This window comes from Aeromicrobium sp. 9AM, from assembly GCF_902506105.1.
Classification (GTDB): Bacteria; Actinomycetota; Actinomycetes; order Propionibacteriales; family Nocardioidaceae; genus Aeromicrobium.
Genome location: NZ_LR733304.1, coordinates 1172639 through 1188015, shown reverse-complemented (window position 1 = coordinate 1188015; position 15377 = coordinate 1172639). Strand labels below are relative to the sequence as shown.

The following is a 15377-nucleotide window of genomic DNA, read 5'->3' as shown; positions in this document are numbered from 1 at the left end:
GTCTGCGCCCAGCCCGATGGGCCCGTGCGCCCGGATCGAGTCTGCTGGAGGTACGCCGGTCGACCGACCGGGAAACACCACCAGGAGAACCCCGATGTCGACCAGCCTTGACACCCCCACCAACCACCCATCGCCCCCGCCGCCGGCGAGGTCCGCAGGACGGATCGTCCTGCTCGTGGTGGCCATAGCCTCACTGCTGGGCGGCGCCACCGCGCTCGCCGGCGGTGGTGCGCTGATCGTCGCCGACAACTCGTGGCGCGACGACGGCTACCTGACGAGCGACACCACACGCCTCACATCCGGCGGCCATGCCGTCGCCAGCGAGACCATCGAGCTCGGCGGCGTCGACGAGGACTGGGTCCTCGGCCGCGTACGCGTGCGGGTCACGGCCAGCAGCTCCGCACCGGTCTTCGTCGGTGTTGCCCGATCCGGCGACGTCGAGGCCTACCTCGACGGCGTCAAGCACTCGACCGTCACGGACATCGACGATCCGGGAGCGACGTACGAGCAGCACGCCGGAGGCGCCCCGTCGGTCGCCCCCGCCGACTCCGACATCTGGCTCGAGCAGGCCACCGGCACCGACACCCAGAGCATCGACTGGTCGCTCGACGACCGGCCGGGACGCTGGACCGTCGTCATCATGAACGCTGACGGCTCCTCGGACGTCGACGTCGACGCCGATGTCGGCGCGACCGTGCCGATCCTCGGTGAGGTCACGACGGGTCTGACCGTCGTCGGCGCGCTCTTCGTGCTGGTCGGCGCCGGAGTCCTCGTCGGACTCCGCGTCACCCGCCACCGCGAGACCGAAGAAGACGTGGCATGAGCGCCGTCATCGAGGTCGACGACTTCAGCAAGGACTATGCGGACGTACGCGCGGTCGACCACCTGAGCTTCACGGTCGAGAGCGGGACGATCACCGGTTTCCTCGGGCCGAACGGCTCGGGCAAGACCACCACCCTGAGGGCCCTGCTCGGACTCGTGGAACCCACGTCCGGCACGGTGCGGATCGCCGGGAGTCGCTACCGCGACCTCGACGACCCGCTGCGCCACGTAGGAGCCATGCTCGAGTCGTCGGCCCACCCGGCCAGGACGGCCCGCAACCACCTCCGGGTGGTGGCGACAGAGGCGCGCATGCCCCGGACGCGCGTCGACGAGGTGCTCGAGCTCGTCGAGCTGACGGGCTCCGCCAACCGGCGGGTCGGCACGTTCTCGCTCGGCATGCACCAGCGGCTCGGGCTCGCCACGGCCCTGATCAGCGAGCCGGGCATCCTCGTGCTCGACGAACCGGCGAACGGCCTGGATCCTCAGGGCATCCGCTGGTTGCGTGACTTCCTGCGCAGCCTCGCCGACGAGGGTCACACGATCCTGCTGTCGAGCCACGTGCTGGCCGAGGTCGCGCAGACCGTCGACCACGTGGTCGTCATCGACCACGGACGGATCGTCGCCGACGAACCGCTCGACCTCCTGATGGCCAGGAACGCGGGGGAGCGGGTCCACGTCAGGTCATCGGACCAGTCCGCCCTGCGGTCGTACCTGCAGGCCGAAGGCGCCCACGTGTCCGAGGAGGCCGGCGCCCTCGTGGTGACCGGTGTCGGCACCGACGTCATCGGCCGGCTCGCCTTCGACCGCCATGTCGTCATCTACGAGATGGCTGCCGTGCGCGCCAGCCTCGAGGACACGTTCCTCGAGCTGACGACAGCAGCCCAGTCCGATCCCAGCGACACCTACCCCAGTGAGGCACCATCATGATCACCCTGCTCCGCGCGGACCTCGTCCGCCTCCGTACGCTGCGCTCGCACCACGTCGTGGTCGCCGTGCTGCTCGGACTCGTCGGGCTCATCACCTGGGGCTCGATGTCGGACGCGGGCTCCGGCGGGTTCGACTCCCCGTCAGAGCTCCGCGAGCCCGTGACCGCTTCGGTCGGGATCCTGGTCGCGGTCGTCCTGGCCCTGTTCGCCGCGACGCGTGTCGCCGGCGAGTACCGCTACGGCACGATCAGCCAGCGGCTCCTTGCGGCTCCTCGACGTACGCGGCTCCTGATCGCGACCATGACGACGCATGCCGTGCTCGGGCTCGTGCTCGGTGCGGCTGCCCTCGGCCTCGCCGCGGGCATTGCCGCGCCGATGCTGGCCGACAAGGAGCTGAGCATGGAGCTGTCGCTGCCGATCGTGGCCTCGACGCTCCTCGCCACCGTCGCGTTCAGCATCATCGGTGTGAGCTGTGGGTTCATCTTCCGCAGCCAGCCCGTTGCCGTGATGGTCGTCGCCGGGACGTTCGTCGCCGAGAAGCTGATCGGCATGTTCATCGGCGATGCTGCGGCCTACCTGCCGTACGGACTGCTGACGCCGCTCCTGCGGCTCGAGGGAGCGACGATCGGTGCCGGCGCAGCGGCGATCTCCCTGGTGACGATCACGACGGCTGTCACCGGCTTGGCGTTCGTGCTGTTCAAGCGTCGCGACGTCACGCCGTAACGGCCGGGCCGGGACCGCGGTCGAGCGCCACCAGGCGTTCGACCGCGGCGCACGTGTCATCCGACGCTCGGAGGGTACGCACGGAGCGAAACTCCCAACCGATCGAACGGAGCACCACCCGTGATCACCAAGATCCTGCACAAGCCCGTGTCTCTCGCCCAGCACGTCGTGGGCGGTGTCGCCCGAGGCGGGCTGCACGGAGCCGTTGCCGTCGCCCGCAAGATCCTGCCCGACGACCCGGCTGAGACGACGACGCACGCATCGCCCAAGGTCAGCACCGCACCCGTCACCCAACCGCCGTCGCCGACCACGACGACCAAGAAGGCCACGACCAACACGATGCCCGCCAAGAAGGCTCGTGCAGAGCGGCTCAACGCCAAGAAGGCGGCGCCCAAGGCGGCCGTCAAGAAGACCGCACCGAAGAAGCCCGCAGCGGCCCTGGACGACGGTCCGGCACCCGTCCAGGACGATCCGGTCGTCTACAGCTCCGGCCCCGAGGTCACCAACCAGGTGCCCGCGGACGACCTGCAGCCGTGAATCGTCCGATTGCCCGAGGGGACAACGGGTAGAGCCAGTCCATGCACCAGCTCGAATGGATCGGCATCATCAGGCACGGTGAGAGCGTCGGCAACGTCGCAGCGACGACGGCCGAGGAGAAGGGCTCCGACCTGATCGACATCACCGAACGCGACGCCGACGTGCCCCTGTCGGACACCGGTGAGAAGCAGGCGGAGGCCGTGGCCGGCTGGCTCCACGAGCTGTCCGACGACGAACACCCCCAGGTCGTGATCGTCTCGCCGTACCTGCGGGCCCGGCAGACTGCGGAGATCGCCCTCAACGGCCTCGACGTGCCGACGGTGCGCGACGAGCGGTTGCGCGACCGGGAGCTCGGCGTGCTCGACCTGCACACGGTGCACGGCATCCAGTCGAAGTTTCCCGAGGAGTCGGAGCGCCGCAAGCGGCTCGGCAAGTTCTACTACCGTCCTCCCGGCGGCGAGTCATGGGCGGACGTGCTCCTGCGCATACGGAGCCTGCTGCGCGACGTCGCCGAGGACCATCCCGAGCAACGCGTGCTGTTCTTCGCCCACGACGCCGTCGTCTCCCTGTTCCGGTACGTCATGGAGGGGCTCGACGAGGAGGAGCTCATGGCCGGCGCCAAGAAGTCACCGATCGCCAACTGCTCCATCAGCAGCTGGCGGTGGTCCGACGACGACGGCTGGGTCACCGAGCGGTTCAACGACGTCGAGCACCTCCAGCAGGACGAGGAAGCGCGCCCGACCGCCGAGGAGGGCGTCGATGCCCCGGCCGTCTGACCCACAGGTCATCAGCGCCCAGCTCCTGCGTGACTGGCCGCTGCCCGAGCCCGACGGCGGCAAGCGGGCACGCGGCACCGTGCTCGTCGTCGGCGGATCCCGCACCACACCGGGCGCGGTGCTGCTGGCCGGCACCGCAGCCCTGAGAGCCGGGGCCGGACGCCTGCAGCTGGCGACGACCGACGACAACGCGCAGGCGCTGAGCATCGCGGTCCCGGAGGCGATGGTCGTGGGACTGCCGTCGACCGACACGGGATCTGTCGACGGCGACGTCCCCGACCACCTGCTCGAGCTCGCCGGCAGCGCCGACGTCGTCGCGATCGGGCCCGGGCTCGATGACCCCGACCAGACGGCCAAGCTGATGCAGCAGGTGCTCAAGGCCGTGACTGACGGCACGCGACTCGTGGTCGACGCGTACGCGCTGGGTGCCCTCGGCGAGCAGCCGGACCTGCTCGGCGAGCACGCAAGCCGTACGGTCCTGACACCCAACGTCGGGGAGGCGGCCCGACTCCTCGGACGGGAGCTCGGCGACGACCTCGATGCCGAGGCCGCGGCCGTGACCGAGCGCTTCGGCGCCGCGGTCTCCCTCTACAGCCACGTGGCCGAGCCCGGCGGGGGAGCTTGGCGTGAGGAGAACGCCGACGTCGGCCTCGGCACGTCCGGCAGTGGAGACGTCATGGCCGGCATCATGGCCGGGCTGCTGGCGCGCGGTGCCGAGCCGGCGCAGGCGGCCTGCTGGGGGACGTACGTCCACGCGATGGCCGGTCAGCGGCTCGTCCAACGGATGGGGCGTACCGGCTACCTCGCGCGCGAGCTCGTCGACGAGGTGGCGGCGACGATCGCGATGGTCTGACTCACGTCAGGTGGTCGAAGTCGCCGTTGACCCATGCTGCGTGGCGCTCCGCCGAGCGATGCACGATCGCGCGGGCGTCCGCGTGGATCGAGTTGTCGAAGTTGCCGTAGAGCCGGTCGTACGCGAACCGGTCGACGTGCGCCGCGACCCGCTTGACGACGGCTCCGGACAGCGGCAGCCTATTGGGGTAGCTGCGCATGAAGCTGACCGACGTACGGTCGGGGTTCGCGAAGATCGTGTCACCGGTCAGCAGGACTCCACGTCCCTCGGCGCCGGCCCGCCAGTGCGCGACGGCACTGCCCGGGAAGTGGCCGCCGGGCTGGCTGAGCGTCACGCCCGGCAACAGCTCGAGGTCGCCCGACCACGTCTCGACGACCGCGTCAGGCCGGGCCACCCACTGCTCATCGGCCTCGGCGACCAGGACCGGCGGTCCGCCGAGGAGCCGGCTCCACTCGACCTGGACGCCGTACATGTGCGGGTGGCTCGCGACGATCGCGCGGACGTCGCCGAGCTCGAGCACCCGCGCGGCGATGTCGGCGTCGACATAGCCGACGGGATCCCACAGCAGGTTGCCGGCGGGCGTGCGCAGGAGCTTCGACTGCTGACCGATGCCGGTCGAAGGAGTCGTCGTGATCGCGTACAGGTCGGGCTCGAGCAGGGCGATCTCCGCATGATGTCCATCGGCTGACAGCTCGTCGAGAGTGCATGACGTTCTACTTCCAGATCACGATGGGCTACACGCCGCTGGAGTCCGGATTCGCCTTCCTCCCGTTCAGCCTCGGCGTCATCGGCGCAGCCGGGTTCGTGTCCAACCTGTTGCCACGCATCGGGCCGATGCCGATCATGATCCCGGGCCTCGCCCTGACGATCGTCGGCATGCTGATGCTGACCCAGATCACCGAGGACACCTCCTACTGGGGATTCGTCCTGCCATCGCTCCTGCTGATGAGCATCGGCATGGCGGGCGTGTTCATCACGGCCTCCAGCACGTCACTCGTCGGCATCGGCACTCACGACGCCGGTGTCGCGAGCGCTCTGCTCAACACGTCCCAGCAGGTCGGTGGCTCGCTCGGCACGGCGCTGCTCAACACGCTCTACGCCGGGGCCGTCACGGCCTACCTCACCGACCACGTCGGCGAGTCGCCCAAGACGGCGACCGGCAACGCGTTCGTCCACGGCTATCACATTGCGTTCTTCTGGGGCGCGATGCTGCTGACGGTGTCGTTGCTGGTGGCGGTGTTCCTGATGAACGCCAAGAAGGAAGACGTACCGGCCGACGCCGTGGCACCGGCCTGATCCAGCGGGACTAGCCGGCCGGCGCAGGGACGAGCTCCTTGCGCCGGGCCCGTCGTGCCCTGACGCGCGAGTCGATCGCCAGGCAGCCCAACAGCAACGCGATCGCGACGATCCCGTCCATCCACCAGTGGTGACCCGTGGCGGCCACGACGAAGATCGTGATCGGCAGGTGCATCAGGACGACCCAGCGCCACCTGCTCGTCGTCACGGAGAACACGCCGAGAGCGACGACCGCGGCCCAGCCGACGTGGATCGACGGCATGGCGGCGAACTGGTCGGAGATCCCGGTGCCGACGTCGCCGTAGACGTCGAACCCGTGCTTGTCGGACAGGTCGACGAAACCGAGCTCCTGCACGAAGCGCGGCGGCGCCACCCGGATGAAACGGATGACGAGGCAGAACGCCGTGAGCCCGGCCAGCCCGTTGCGCCAGTGCGGGTACTGGTCCCGGTGGCGGATGAACAGCCACACCAGGAACACCAGCAGGGCCGGGACATGGACGGTCGCGTAGTAGTCGTTGGTCAGCGCGGCGAGCCAGTCGTAGTGCACCACGAAGTGCTGCATCGCGATCTCGGTCGGCATGTGCAGGAAGTTCTGCAGGTCATCGATCGCTCGGGCCCGATCCATCGCGCCCTCGGGATGGGTGAACGGGAGCTGACGGGCCAGTCGCCACACGGCGTACAGCGCCGAGATCAGGGCGAACTCGCTGAAGGCCGGCAGCAGCGCGTTGCCGACGCGGCTCGACGGCAGTGCCCGGAGGACGAGCCACGCGATCAGACTCACTGCGGAGGCGATCGCGGCCTGGTCCCAGGTCGCCCAGCTCATGGCAGCTGACGGGTTGTCGCACGGTTCACGGAATGATCTTACGGATGCCTGTGCGATCGTAGGGGCGGACTTCAGACCAAGTCGCCCAGGAATTCGAACGAACAGGACCATTCATGGACGTGAAGAACGCGGTAGCCCTCGTCACCGGAGGCGCCTCCGGCCTCGGCCTCGCCACTGTCGAGGCGTTGCTCGACGCCGGCGCCAAGGTCGTCATCCTCGACCTGCCGGGCTCGCCCGGAGCCGACGTCGCTGAGCGCCTGGGGGAGTCCGTACGCTTTGCGGCCGCCGACGTGCGCGACGAGGCTGCGGTGACCGAGGCGCTCGACGTCGCGGCAGAGCTGGGTGACCTGCGCGTCGTCGTCAACTGCGCCGGCACCGGAGATGCGATCAAGACGGTCGGTAAGCAGGGCCCGTACCCGCTCGACAAGTTCCAGCGGATCATCGAGATCAACCTGATCGGCTCGTTCAACGTCCTGCGACTGGCGGCCGCCCGGATCGCCCAGCTCGACCCGATCGGCGAGGAGCGCGGCGTCATCATCAACACGGCGTCGATCGCCGCCTTTGACGGCCAGATCGGCCAGGCGGCGTACGCCGCGTCCAAGGGTGGGGTCGTCGGGATGACGCTCCCGATCGCCCGAGACCTGGCCTCACTGGGCATCCGGGTCATGACGATCGCGCCGGGACTCTTCGACACACCCTTGCTGGCTTCGTTGCCGGAGGACGCCCGCGCCTCGCTGGGCAAGCAGGTGCCGCACCCGAGCCGCCTCGGGGACCCGGCCGAGTACGGCGCCCTCGCCGCTCACATCGTGGCCAACCCGATGCTCAACGGCGAGACGATCCGGCTCGACGGCGCGATCCGCATGGCACCGCGCTGATCCTGACACCGTGCGGGCAGATTTCGCCCGGCGTGCCCCGGCGGTCGAGCGTACGGTCGGGGCATGCCACAGCTCACCCGTTGGAACGTCTGCGTCGCGGTTGGCGTGCCGCTGGCGATTGCGCTGCTCGGCCTGACGCACCCGGCCCATCTGACGTTCGCTGACGCAGGGCGGTGGCGTGACCTCCACGTCGTCCTGCTGCCCATGTTCCCGCTCCTCGGTCTCGGGCCGTGGTTCGTGGCACGCAGCGTCGACCGGACCTACGGCGTGGTGGCCATGGCGCTCGGGTACGTCTATGCGTGCTTCTACACGGCGCTCGACGTGCTCGCGGGCATTGGCGCGGGCGGGCTCAAGCTGGCGCACGACCGCGGCGGCTTCGGCGTGGTCTTCGGACTCGCCTCCGACCTGGGTCACATCGGTTCGATCGCGCTCATCGGGGCGTCCGCCCTGGCCTGCGGGTGCGCGCTTCGTGTCGCCGGGTGGGTCGCTGCTCCCGGGTCGGTGCTCGTCCTGGCCGGCGACTTCGGATTCATGCAGGAGCACGTCTACTGGCCCGGCGGCGGGCTCTCGATGCTGGCGATCGCTGCAGGTTGGGGGGCGATCGCCTGGGCGATGCAGCGCGCGCTGCGCTGACTCAGACCGGCAGCAGGCGGGTGATGAACTTCGTCAGCTGGTCGACGTTGCAGCACTCGTGCATCTCGACGACCTCGGCATAGGTCGGCGCGATCGAGTCGCCGAGGCCCCACCGCATCGAGTGCTCGGGGTTGAGCCAGAACGTACGCCGTGCGCGCTGGTTGATCTCGTGGAGGGCGCCGAGGTTGGCGTCCTGGTTGTTGTTGCGCGCGTCGCCGAGGATCAACACCGCGGTGCGCGGGCCGATGGCGGTCATGTGGTCGGCGTGGAAGTCGGCGAAGGCCTCGCCGTAGTCGCTGCTGGTGTGCCACTTGGTGATGCGGGCCTCGCGGGCGATGCGGCCGGCGAGGTCGTCACCGCCCTCCTTGACGAGGTCGGTCACGTCGGCCATCGCGTTGACGAACGCGAAGACACGCACCTTGCTGAACTGGCCGCTGAGGGCCTGCACCAGGTGCATCGTGAAGCTCGAGAATCCCGACACCGAGCCGGACACGTCGCACAGCAGGACGAGCTCGGGACGGGACGGGTGCGGTTTGGCGTACACCGGGCGGATCGGCACACCGCCGGTCGACATCGAGCGGCGAAGCGTCCGCCGGATGTCGATGCGCCCGCGACGGGCCTTGCGCCGGCGTGCGGCCAGGCGGGTGGCGAGCTTGCGTGACAGCGGCCTGACGGTGCGGGCCAGCTCCTCGAGCTGCTGCTGGTTGGCGCTGAGGAAGTCGATGCGGTCACTGCCTGTACGCACGGCGTGCCGCGTGACGACCTCGCGCCCGCGCAGCTCAGCAGTCCGGCGCCGCGCTTCACCCGCGACCAGGGCCCGGAAACGCTCGATGTTCTGTCGCACCTCGTCACGTTCGAGGCGCTCGGTGAACCCGCCGCCCTCACCCTGGCCGCCGCCTTGGCCCTGACCGCCGCCTTCGCCGCGCTGGCGCAGCGCCTGCACGAGCAAGGTCTGCGGCTGCAGGCGCTCGAGGGTCTGGTACGCCGACCAGCCGCCCGTCGTGGTGCCCTCTGTGCCCACCGCACCCAGCAGGTCGACGGCGATCTCAGCCACCTGCTCCAGCGCCCGCAGGTCGTTCTCGGCAAGCGCCATCGCCAGCAGGTCCCGCAGGTCGTCGAGGTCGAAGTCCTCGTCGGTCTCCCGGGCGGCCTGAGGCACGCCGACACCGGCCGGGAAGAACAGGTCGAACGTCATGTCGAACACATCACGCTGGCCGCCGCGGCGCACGAGCGCCGATGCCAGCCCTTCTCGCAGCTGCGACCGGTCGCTCATGCCGAGCACCTCGACCACCGCAGCGGCATCGACGGTCTCGCTGGTGCCGGCCGGTATGCCCTTGGTCCGCAGTGCGGCGACGAACTCGACGAGCCGGCCGGCGACGTCCTGCGCCTCCGGCTCACCGATCCGTGCGGGGGTCATGGCGTGCCCAGCACCTCGTCGAGATCGAGCCGCGACGTGGCCCGTTCGAGGTCGTCCTGGTGCTTGAGGATCACACCGAGGCTCTCCTTGACGACCTGGTCGTCCAGGATGTCGGCACCCAGAGCGACGAGCGTACGAGCCCAGTCGATCGTCTCGGAGACCGACGGCGACTTGCGCAACGGCATGGCGCGCAGTGCGTTGATGACCCGAACGAGCGAGTCGCCGAGCGTGACATCGAGCTCCGGAACCTTCAGACGTACGATCTGCTGCTCGAGGTCGGCGTCCGGGAAGTCGATGTGCAGGAACAGGCAGCGGCGGCGCAGGGCCTCCGACAGCTCGCGCGTCGCGTTGGACGTGAGCACGACGAACGGCCGGCTCGTCGCGGTGATCGTGCCGAGCTCGGGCACCGTGATCTGGAAGTCACCCAGGACCTCCAGCAGCAGGCCCTCGATCTCGACGTCGGCCTTGTCGGTCTCGTCGATCAGCAGGACCGTGGGGCCCTCGTTGCGGATCGCGGTGAGCAGGGGACGGGCGAGCAGGAACTCCTCGCTGAAGATGTCGTTGCGCGCCTCGTCCCACGTCTCGTCCTTGCCCGCCGTGATCCGGAGCAGCTGCTTGGCGTGGTTCCACTCGTAGATCGCGCGCGCCTCGTCGACACCCTCGTAGCACTGCAGGCGTACGAGGTCGGCTCCGCACGCCTGGGCGACGGCGCTCGACAGGGCGGTCTTGCCGACACCCGCAGGGCCCTCGACCAGCAGGGGCTTGCCCAGCTCGCTGGCGAGGAACACGGTCGTCGCGACGGCGTCGGAAGCGAGGTAGCCCGCGCCGGCGAGCTTGGCCTTGACGTCGTCGATCGAGGTGAACGGCATGGTGCGCATGCCTACGATGATGCCGTGGCCCTCTTCGAGATCGTTCGCGAGGTACGTCTGCCACCCGAGGAGTCATGGCGGCGGCTCACCGACTGGGAGAAGCATGCCGCGCACGTGCCGCTGACCCGCATCACCCGCACGCCGACCGGATTCGTCGCCCGCACGAGTGTGGGGCCGTTCGGTTTCGACGACCCCATGGACATCGTCGAGTGGCGCGAACCGGAGTTCTGCCGCCTCGAGAAGCGTGGCCGCGTCGTGACGGGGTGGGCTGAGGTCTCCGTCGACCCGCACGGGACGGGCAGCCGCGTGACGTGGCGCGAGGACCTCCACGTACGCGGGCTGCCCCGGGCCCTCGACGGCCTGACCCGGGCCGTGAGCATCCGGATGTTCTCGAGGGTCGTCGACCGCCTGCTCGCCTAGGTCCGCCGCGAGTTGTCGCAGGCGTACCGGCACGTACGATCGATTCATGGGTTACACGCCGGAAGCCGAAGCACTCGACATCTGCCGCGACCTGATCCGGATCGACACCTCCAATTACGGTGACGACTCCGGGCCGGGGGAGCGCAAGGCGGCCGAGTACGTCGCGGCCTCACTGGCCGAGGTCGGCATCGAGTCGGAGATCTTCGAGTCCGAGTCCGGCCGCGCGAGCCTGGTCGCCCGCTGGGGCAACCAGAACACTTCCCGGCCCGGACTGCTGATCCACGGGCACCTCGACGTCGTGCCCGCGCAGGCCGGTGACTGGCAGGTCGACCCGTTCGCTGCCGAGGTCGTCGACGGCTACCTCTTCGGCCGCGGCGCGGTCGACATGAAGGACTTCGACGGGATGCTCCTGTCGGTCGTACGAGCACGGCAACGCGCAGGCGTCATCCCCGATCGGCCCATCACGCTCGTCTTCACCGCTGACGAGGAGGCCGGTGGCGTGCTCGGAGCCCACTGGCTCGTCGAGCACCATCCTGACCTGTTCGAAGGCTGCACCGAGGCGATCGGCGAGGTCGGTGGCTTCTCGACCGAGGTCGGCGGCAAGCGGCTCTACCTCATCGAGTCAGGCGAGAAGGGCATCGCCTGGATGCGCCTGCGGGGACGCGGCACGGCTGGGCACGGCTCGATGCGCAACGACGACAACGCCGTCACGCATCTCGCTCAGGCCCTCGTGACCCTGGGCGAACATCGCTGGCCCGACGAGCCGGGCCCGTCGATGGAGCTCCTGCTCAGCAAGGTCCGCGAGCTGACCGGCGAGGAGGGCTCGGCCGACGAGGTGCTCGGCCACTTCGGTCCCGCGATCCGCATGATCGGCGCCGGAATGCGCAACACGACGAACGCCACGATGCTCGAAGCCGGCTACAAGCACAACGTCGTGCCGGGGGAGGCGATCGCGTACGTCGACGGGCGCTACCTGCCGGGTCACGCCGACTCGTTCGTACCGGCGGTCCAGGAGATCGTGGGCACCAACGTCACGGTCGAGACCCACATCACCGACGCAGCCCTCGAATACGCCTTCGAGGGCGACCTCGTCGACGCGATGACCGTGGCGCTGCACAGCCAGGACCCTGACGCGCACATCGCACCGTTCCTCATGTCCGGCGGCACCGACGCCAAGGCGTGGCACAAGCTGGGCATCACGTCGTACGGGTTCACGCCGCTGCGGTTGCCGGCCGACCTCGACTTCACCGCGTTGTTCCACGGCGTCGACGAGCGGGTGCCGGTCGAGGCGCTCGAGTTCGGCTCGCGCGTCTTCGACGAGTTCCTCAACCTGATCTGACGCGGCTTTCCCAGCCTGAGGGCCGCGGGCTCGGCTACAGCGTGCTGCGCATGCGGATGATCTTGCGGCGCAGCACGACGGTTCGATGACCCGTGTCGTCCTTGCGCAATCGTTCGAGCTCCCACCCCTGGTACTCCGCAGCGTCCGTCAGCATGCGGCACACCGCCGTACGTGACTTGGTGCGGTCGATCGTGAGGTTCCAGAACTCGTACTCGATCATCGATTCACCTCTCATCTTGCACTGTCCGACACGTCGTCGAGGGCCTGGACGATCTCGGGCGGGAGCTCGAGATCCTCCGACGCCAGGTTCTCCTGCAGCTGAGATGTCGTACGCGCGCCGACGACTGCAGAGGCGACTCCCGGCCGGGCCAGCAGCCAGGCGAGGGCGACGTGCGCGATCGTCACGTCGAGGCCCTCAGACGCCCGGGCCAGCGCCTCCACGACGGCCGACTTCTGCGGCGTCAGGTATTTCGCGACGAACGCTTCCCAGGCCGGATCGGCCGCCCGTGAGTCGGACGGAACCCCGCCGCGATACTTGCCGGTGAGCACGCCCCGGCCCAGCGGTGACCAGGCGAGCACACCCATGCCGAGGTGGCGCGCAGCCGGCAGGACCTCGTCCTCGGCCTCGCGCCTGACGAGGGAGTACTCCACCTGCGTGCTGACCAGCGGCAGTGCATCTGCTCGCTCCGCCAGCCAGGTGTGCGCAAGGGCGGTCTGCCAGCCGGTGTAGTTGGAGATGCCGACGTAGCGCGTGCGCCCCGTCCGTACGGCGTGCTCGAGCGTGCTGAGGGTCTCCTCGATCGGCGTCTCGGTGTCCCACGCGTGGATCTGCCACAGGTCGAGGTGATCGGTGCCGAGCTGCCGCAGGGACAGGTCCAGCTGGTCGAGGAGCGTACGCCTGGAGCTGTCGCGATCGATGCGCTCACCGCGCTTGATGAGACCGGCCTTGCCGGCGAGCACGATGCGACCGCGCGCGTCGGCCTTGTTGATGAGCGTGCCGAGCAGCTCCTCGCACGCCCCGTCGCCGTAGATCGGCGCGGTGTCGACCAGCGTGCCACCTGCGTCGAGGAACGTGGACAGCTGTTCCTCGGCCTCGTACGCGTCGACGGTCGTGGCCCACGTCATGGTGCCGAGCGCGAGCCGTGACACCTCCAGCCCCGATGCACCAACGCGGCGATACTGCATGCGGCAAGGCTAGTCGGGCGGGTGTGAAGTGCCCGGTAGGCTCGCACGGTGGATTTCCTTCGTGCCGTGGTCCTGGGTCTCCTTCAGGGCCTGACCGAGTTCCTGCCCATCTCCAGCAGCGCGCACTTGGCGATCTTCCCCAAGTTCTTCGGCTGGGACGATCCGGGGGCGGCGTTCACGGCAGTGATCCAGATCGGCACCGAGCTCGCCGTCCTGATCTACTTCTGGCGCGACATCGTCACGATCGCCACTGGCTGGATACGCGGCCTCTTCAGTGCGACCGCTCGCCAGGAGCTCGAGTGGCGGATGGGCTGGTTCGTGATCATCGGCTCCCTGCCGATCGTGCTGCTCGGACTGCTCTTCCAGGACCCCATCAAGCACGAGTTCAGGCGCGTGGCGCTGATCGCCGTGGCGCTGATCGTGTTCGGCCTGATCCTCGGCTTCGCGGAGCGCTGGGGCCTCAAGAACCGGCCGATCGAGAAGCTCACGACCCGCGACGCCGTGCTGTTCGGGCTGGCGCAGGCCTGCGCGCTGTTCCCCGGTGTGTCCCGTTCCGGCGGCACGATCAGCATGGGGCTGCTCCTGGGCTACGAGCGCCGCGCAGCGACCCGCTACGCGTTCCTGCTGGCCATCCCCGCCGTGCTCGGCGCCGGCATCTACAACCTGAAGGACATCCCCAACCAGACCAACGCGTACGGTCCCGGTCCCACGATCGTCGCGACGATCGTGTCGTTCGTCGTGGGTCTGGCCGTGATCCACTGGCTGCTGGAGTACGTCAGCCGCAAGTCGTACACGCCGTTCGTGGTCTACCGCATCGCGCTCGGTGTGCTCGTCCTCGCGCTGGTCGCGACCGGCGTCATGACGTCGACCGTCACGGTGAGTTGAGCCTAGAGCCAGCCGGAGCGCTTGAACCGCCAGTAGATGTAGCCGCAAAGCGCGCCGATCACGGCGACACAGATCGGGTAGCCGTACGTCCAGGTGAGCTCCGGCATGTGCTCGAAGTTCATGCCGTAGATGCCGGCGATCGCGGTCGGCACCGCGAAGATCGTGGCGCCCGCGGTGAGCTTGCGCATGTCCTCGTTCTGCTGGACGCTCAGCTGCGCCAGGTGGGCCTGCAACGCGTTGTCGAGCAGGTGGTCGATCGAGTCGATGGCCTCCGCCGCGCGGGCGAGGTGGTCGCCGATGTCGCGGAAGTAGGGTCGCGCATCCTCCGGCATCGTGCCCTGCGCGAACCGCATGATCGGCTCCTTGAGCGGCATCACCGCCCGGCGGAACTCCAAGGTCTCGCGCTTGAGCCGGTAGATGCGGGTGGAGTCGTTGGACCGCTCGGCCGAGAAGACCGACGTCTCGACCTCCTGCACGTCGATCTCGAGCTCCGCGGCGACGTCCTCGTAGTGGTCGACGATGTTGTCGACCACGGCGTACAGCGCAGCCGTCGGGCCGTGCGACAGCGGCTCGATCATCTTCTCGGCCGCGCGTCGCGCCTCCTTGAGCGTCGGTCCGCCGTGCCGCACCGTGAGCAGGAAGTTCTTGCCGAGGAAGATGTTGACCTCGTGCGTCCGGATGTCGTCGTCGCTGTAGGCCACCGTGCGGATCGACATGAACAGGTGATCCTCGTAGCGCTCGACCTTGGGGCGCTGATGGGCCTCGAGCGCGTCCTCGACGGCCAACGGATGGAGCTGCAAGGACTCTGCGACGCGATGCATCTCGTCGGTGGTCGGGTTGCCGATGCCGATCCACAGGAAGTCGTCCTCGCCGAGGCCGGCCAGAGCCGCATCGAGCGAATGCTTGTCATCCTTCGTGGATTCACGAATCCCGTCGCGATAGACCGCGCAGTCAATGATCACGTCGACATTCTGCCCTTGCCGCCCACGGCGACGCCG

19 protein-coding genes are annotated in these 15377 nt (G+C 69.0%); 12 read left to right on the top strand and 7 right to left on the bottom strand.

The features are described 5' to 3' along the window. Window positions 1-94: 94 nt before the first annotated feature. From BOSE46_RS12135 to BOSE46_RS12110, 6 genes are all read left to right on the top strand, one after another. Window positions 95-823: a hypothetical protein gene (locus BOSE46_RS12135; RefSeq protein ID WP_159540485.1), complete on the top strand. Its 729-nt coding sequence runs from the start codon at window positions 95-97 to the stop codon at window positions 821-823. Beyond that, a complete protein-coding gene (locus BOSE46_RS12130; RefSeq protein ID WP_159540484.1) occupies window positions 820-1749 on the top strand; it encodes an ABC transporter ATP-binding protein in 930 nt (309 codons plus the stop codon). The genes BOSE46_RS12135 and BOSE46_RS12130 overlap by 4 nt, the downstream gene beginning before the upstream one ends. After that, window positions 1746-2471, top strand: coding sequence for an ABC transporter permease subunit (locus tag BOSE46_RS12125; protein WP_159540483.1), 726 nt, complete (start codon window positions 1746-1748; stop codon window positions 2469-2471). The genes BOSE46_RS12130 and BOSE46_RS12125 overlap by 4 nt, the downstream gene beginning before the upstream one ends. Before the next feature lie 120 nt (window positions 2472-2591). Then, window positions 2592-3008 (top strand): hypothetical protein, encoded by a 417-nt coding sequence (locus BOSE46_RS12120; protein ID WP_159540482.1) that lies wholly within the window; start codon window positions 2592-2594, stop codon window positions 3006-3008. Window positions 3009-3049: 41 nt separating this feature from the next. Continuing rightward, window positions 3050-3784 carry a histidine phosphatase family protein gene (locus BOSE46_RS12115; RefSeq protein ID WP_159540481.1) on the top strand — a complete coding sequence of 245 codons (735 nt, stop codon included), beginning with the start codon at window positions 3050-3052 and terminating at the stop codon, window positions 3782-3784. Further along, window positions 3768-4637 carry an NAD(P)H-hydrate dehydratase gene (locus tag BOSE46_RS12110; protein WP_159540480.1) on the top strand — a complete coding sequence of 290 codons (870 nt, stop codon included), beginning with the start codon at window positions 3768-3770 and terminating at the stop codon, window positions 4635-4637. Before BOSE46_RS12115 ends, BOSE46_RS12110 begins: the two co-directional genes overlap by 17 nt. Window position 4638: 1 nt before the next feature. On the opposite strand, the gene BOSE46_RS12105 is transcribed toward BOSE46_RS12110, so the two are convergent. Continuing rightward, window positions 4639-5157 carry an MBL fold metallo-hydrolase gene (locus BOSE46_RS12105; protein WP_201299623.1) on the bottom strand — a complete coding sequence of 173 codons (519 nt, stop codon included), beginning with the start codon at window positions 5155-5157 and terminating at the stop codon, window positions 4639-4641. A 185-nt stretch (window positions 5158-5342) separates the two neighbouring features. On the opposite strand from BOSE46_RS12105, the gene BOSE46_RS12100 reads away from it, so the two are divergent. Then, complete coding sequence (locus BOSE46_RS12100; RefSeq protein WP_159540479.1) at window positions 5343-5933, top strand: MFS transporter; 591 nt, start codon at window positions 5343-5345, stop codon at window positions 5931-5933. Window positions 5934-5943: 10 nt separating this feature from the next. Here BOSE46_RS12100 and BOSE46_RS12095 read toward each other — a convergent pair whose 3' ends face one another. Continuing rightward, on the bottom strand, window positions 5944-6756 hold the full coding sequence (locus tag BOSE46_RS12095; RefSeq protein ID WP_159540478.1) for a phosphatase PAP2 family protein: 813 nt from the start codon (window positions 6754-6756) through the stop codon (window positions 5944-5946). A gap of 113 nt (window positions 6757-6869) precedes the next feature. Between BOSE46_RS12095 and BOSE46_RS12090 the strand changes: the two genes are divergently transcribed. Beyond that, window positions 6870-7631 carry a 3-hydroxyacyl-CoA dehydrogenase gene (locus tag BOSE46_RS12090; protein ID WP_159540477.1) on the top strand — a complete coding sequence of 254 codons (762 nt, stop codon included), beginning with the start codon at window positions 6870-6872 and terminating at the stop codon, window positions 7629-7631. A 63-nt stretch (window positions 7632-7694) separates the two neighbouring features. Next, window positions 7695-8264: a hypothetical protein gene (locus BOSE46_RS12085; RefSeq protein WP_159540476.1), complete on the top strand. Its 570-nt coding sequence runs from the start codon at window positions 7695-7697 to the stop codon at window positions 8262-8264. 1 nt (window position 8265) lies between these two features. Here the strand turns inward: BOSE46_RS12085 and BOSE46_RS12080 are convergent, their stop codons facing one another. After that, window positions 8266-9681, bottom strand: a complete 1416-nt coding sequence (locus tag BOSE46_RS12080; protein WP_159540475.1) for a VWA domain-containing protein — start codon at window positions 9679-9681, stop codon at window positions 8266-8268. Then, the gene (locus tag BOSE46_RS12075) at window positions 9678-10559 is read right to left on the bottom strand and encodes a MoxR family ATPase (RefSeq protein WP_159540474.1); all 882 of its coding nucleotides are present in this window, start codon (window positions 10557-10559) and stop codon (window positions 9678-9680) included. Before BOSE46_RS12075 ends, BOSE46_RS12080 begins: the two co-directional genes overlap by 4 nt. 15 nt (window positions 10560-10574) lie before the next feature. Between BOSE46_RS12075 and BOSE46_RS12070 the strand changes: the two genes are divergently transcribed. Beyond that, window positions 10575-10970 (top strand): SRPBCC family protein, encoded by a 396-nt coding sequence (locus BOSE46_RS12070; RefSeq protein WP_159540473.1) that lies wholly within the window; start codon window positions 10575-10577, stop codon window positions 10968-10970. Window positions 10971-11016: 46 nt separating this feature from the next. After that, window positions 11017-12309 (top strand): M20/M25/M40 family metallo-hydrolase, encoded by a 1293-nt coding sequence (locus tag BOSE46_RS12065; RefSeq protein ID WP_159540472.1) that lies wholly within the window; start codon window positions 11017-11019, stop codon window positions 12307-12309. A 34-nt stretch (window positions 12310-12343) separates the two neighbouring features. Here BOSE46_RS12065 and BOSE46_RS12060 read toward each other — a convergent pair whose 3' ends face one another. Then, window positions 12344-12529, bottom strand: coding sequence for a DUF5703 family protein (locus BOSE46_RS12060; RefSeq protein ID WP_159540471.1), 186 nt, complete (start codon window positions 12527-12529; stop codon window positions 12344-12346). Window positions 12530-12540: 11 nt separating this feature from the next. Then, on the bottom strand, window positions 12541-13494 hold the full coding sequence (locus tag BOSE46_RS12055; RefSeq protein WP_159540470.1) for an aldo/keto reductase: 954 nt from the start codon (window positions 13492-13494) through the stop codon (window positions 12541-12543). A gap of 48 nt (window positions 13495-13542) precedes the next feature. Between BOSE46_RS12055 and BOSE46_RS12050 the strand changes: the two genes are divergently transcribed. Next, window positions 13543-14379, top strand: a complete 837-nt coding sequence (locus tag BOSE46_RS12050; RefSeq protein ID WP_159540469.1) for an undecaprenyl-diphosphate phosphatase — start codon at window positions 13543-13545, stop codon at window positions 14377-14379. A gap of 2 nt (window positions 14380-14381) precedes the next feature. On the opposite strand, the gene corA is transcribed toward BOSE46_RS12050, so the two are convergent. Next, on the bottom strand, window positions 14382-15341 hold the full coding sequence (gene corA / locus BOSE46_RS12045; RefSeq protein ID WP_159540468.1) for a magnesium/cobalt transporter CorA: 960 nt from the start codon (window positions 15339-15341) through the stop codon (window positions 14382-14384). Window positions 15342-15377: the final 36 nt, after the last annotated feature.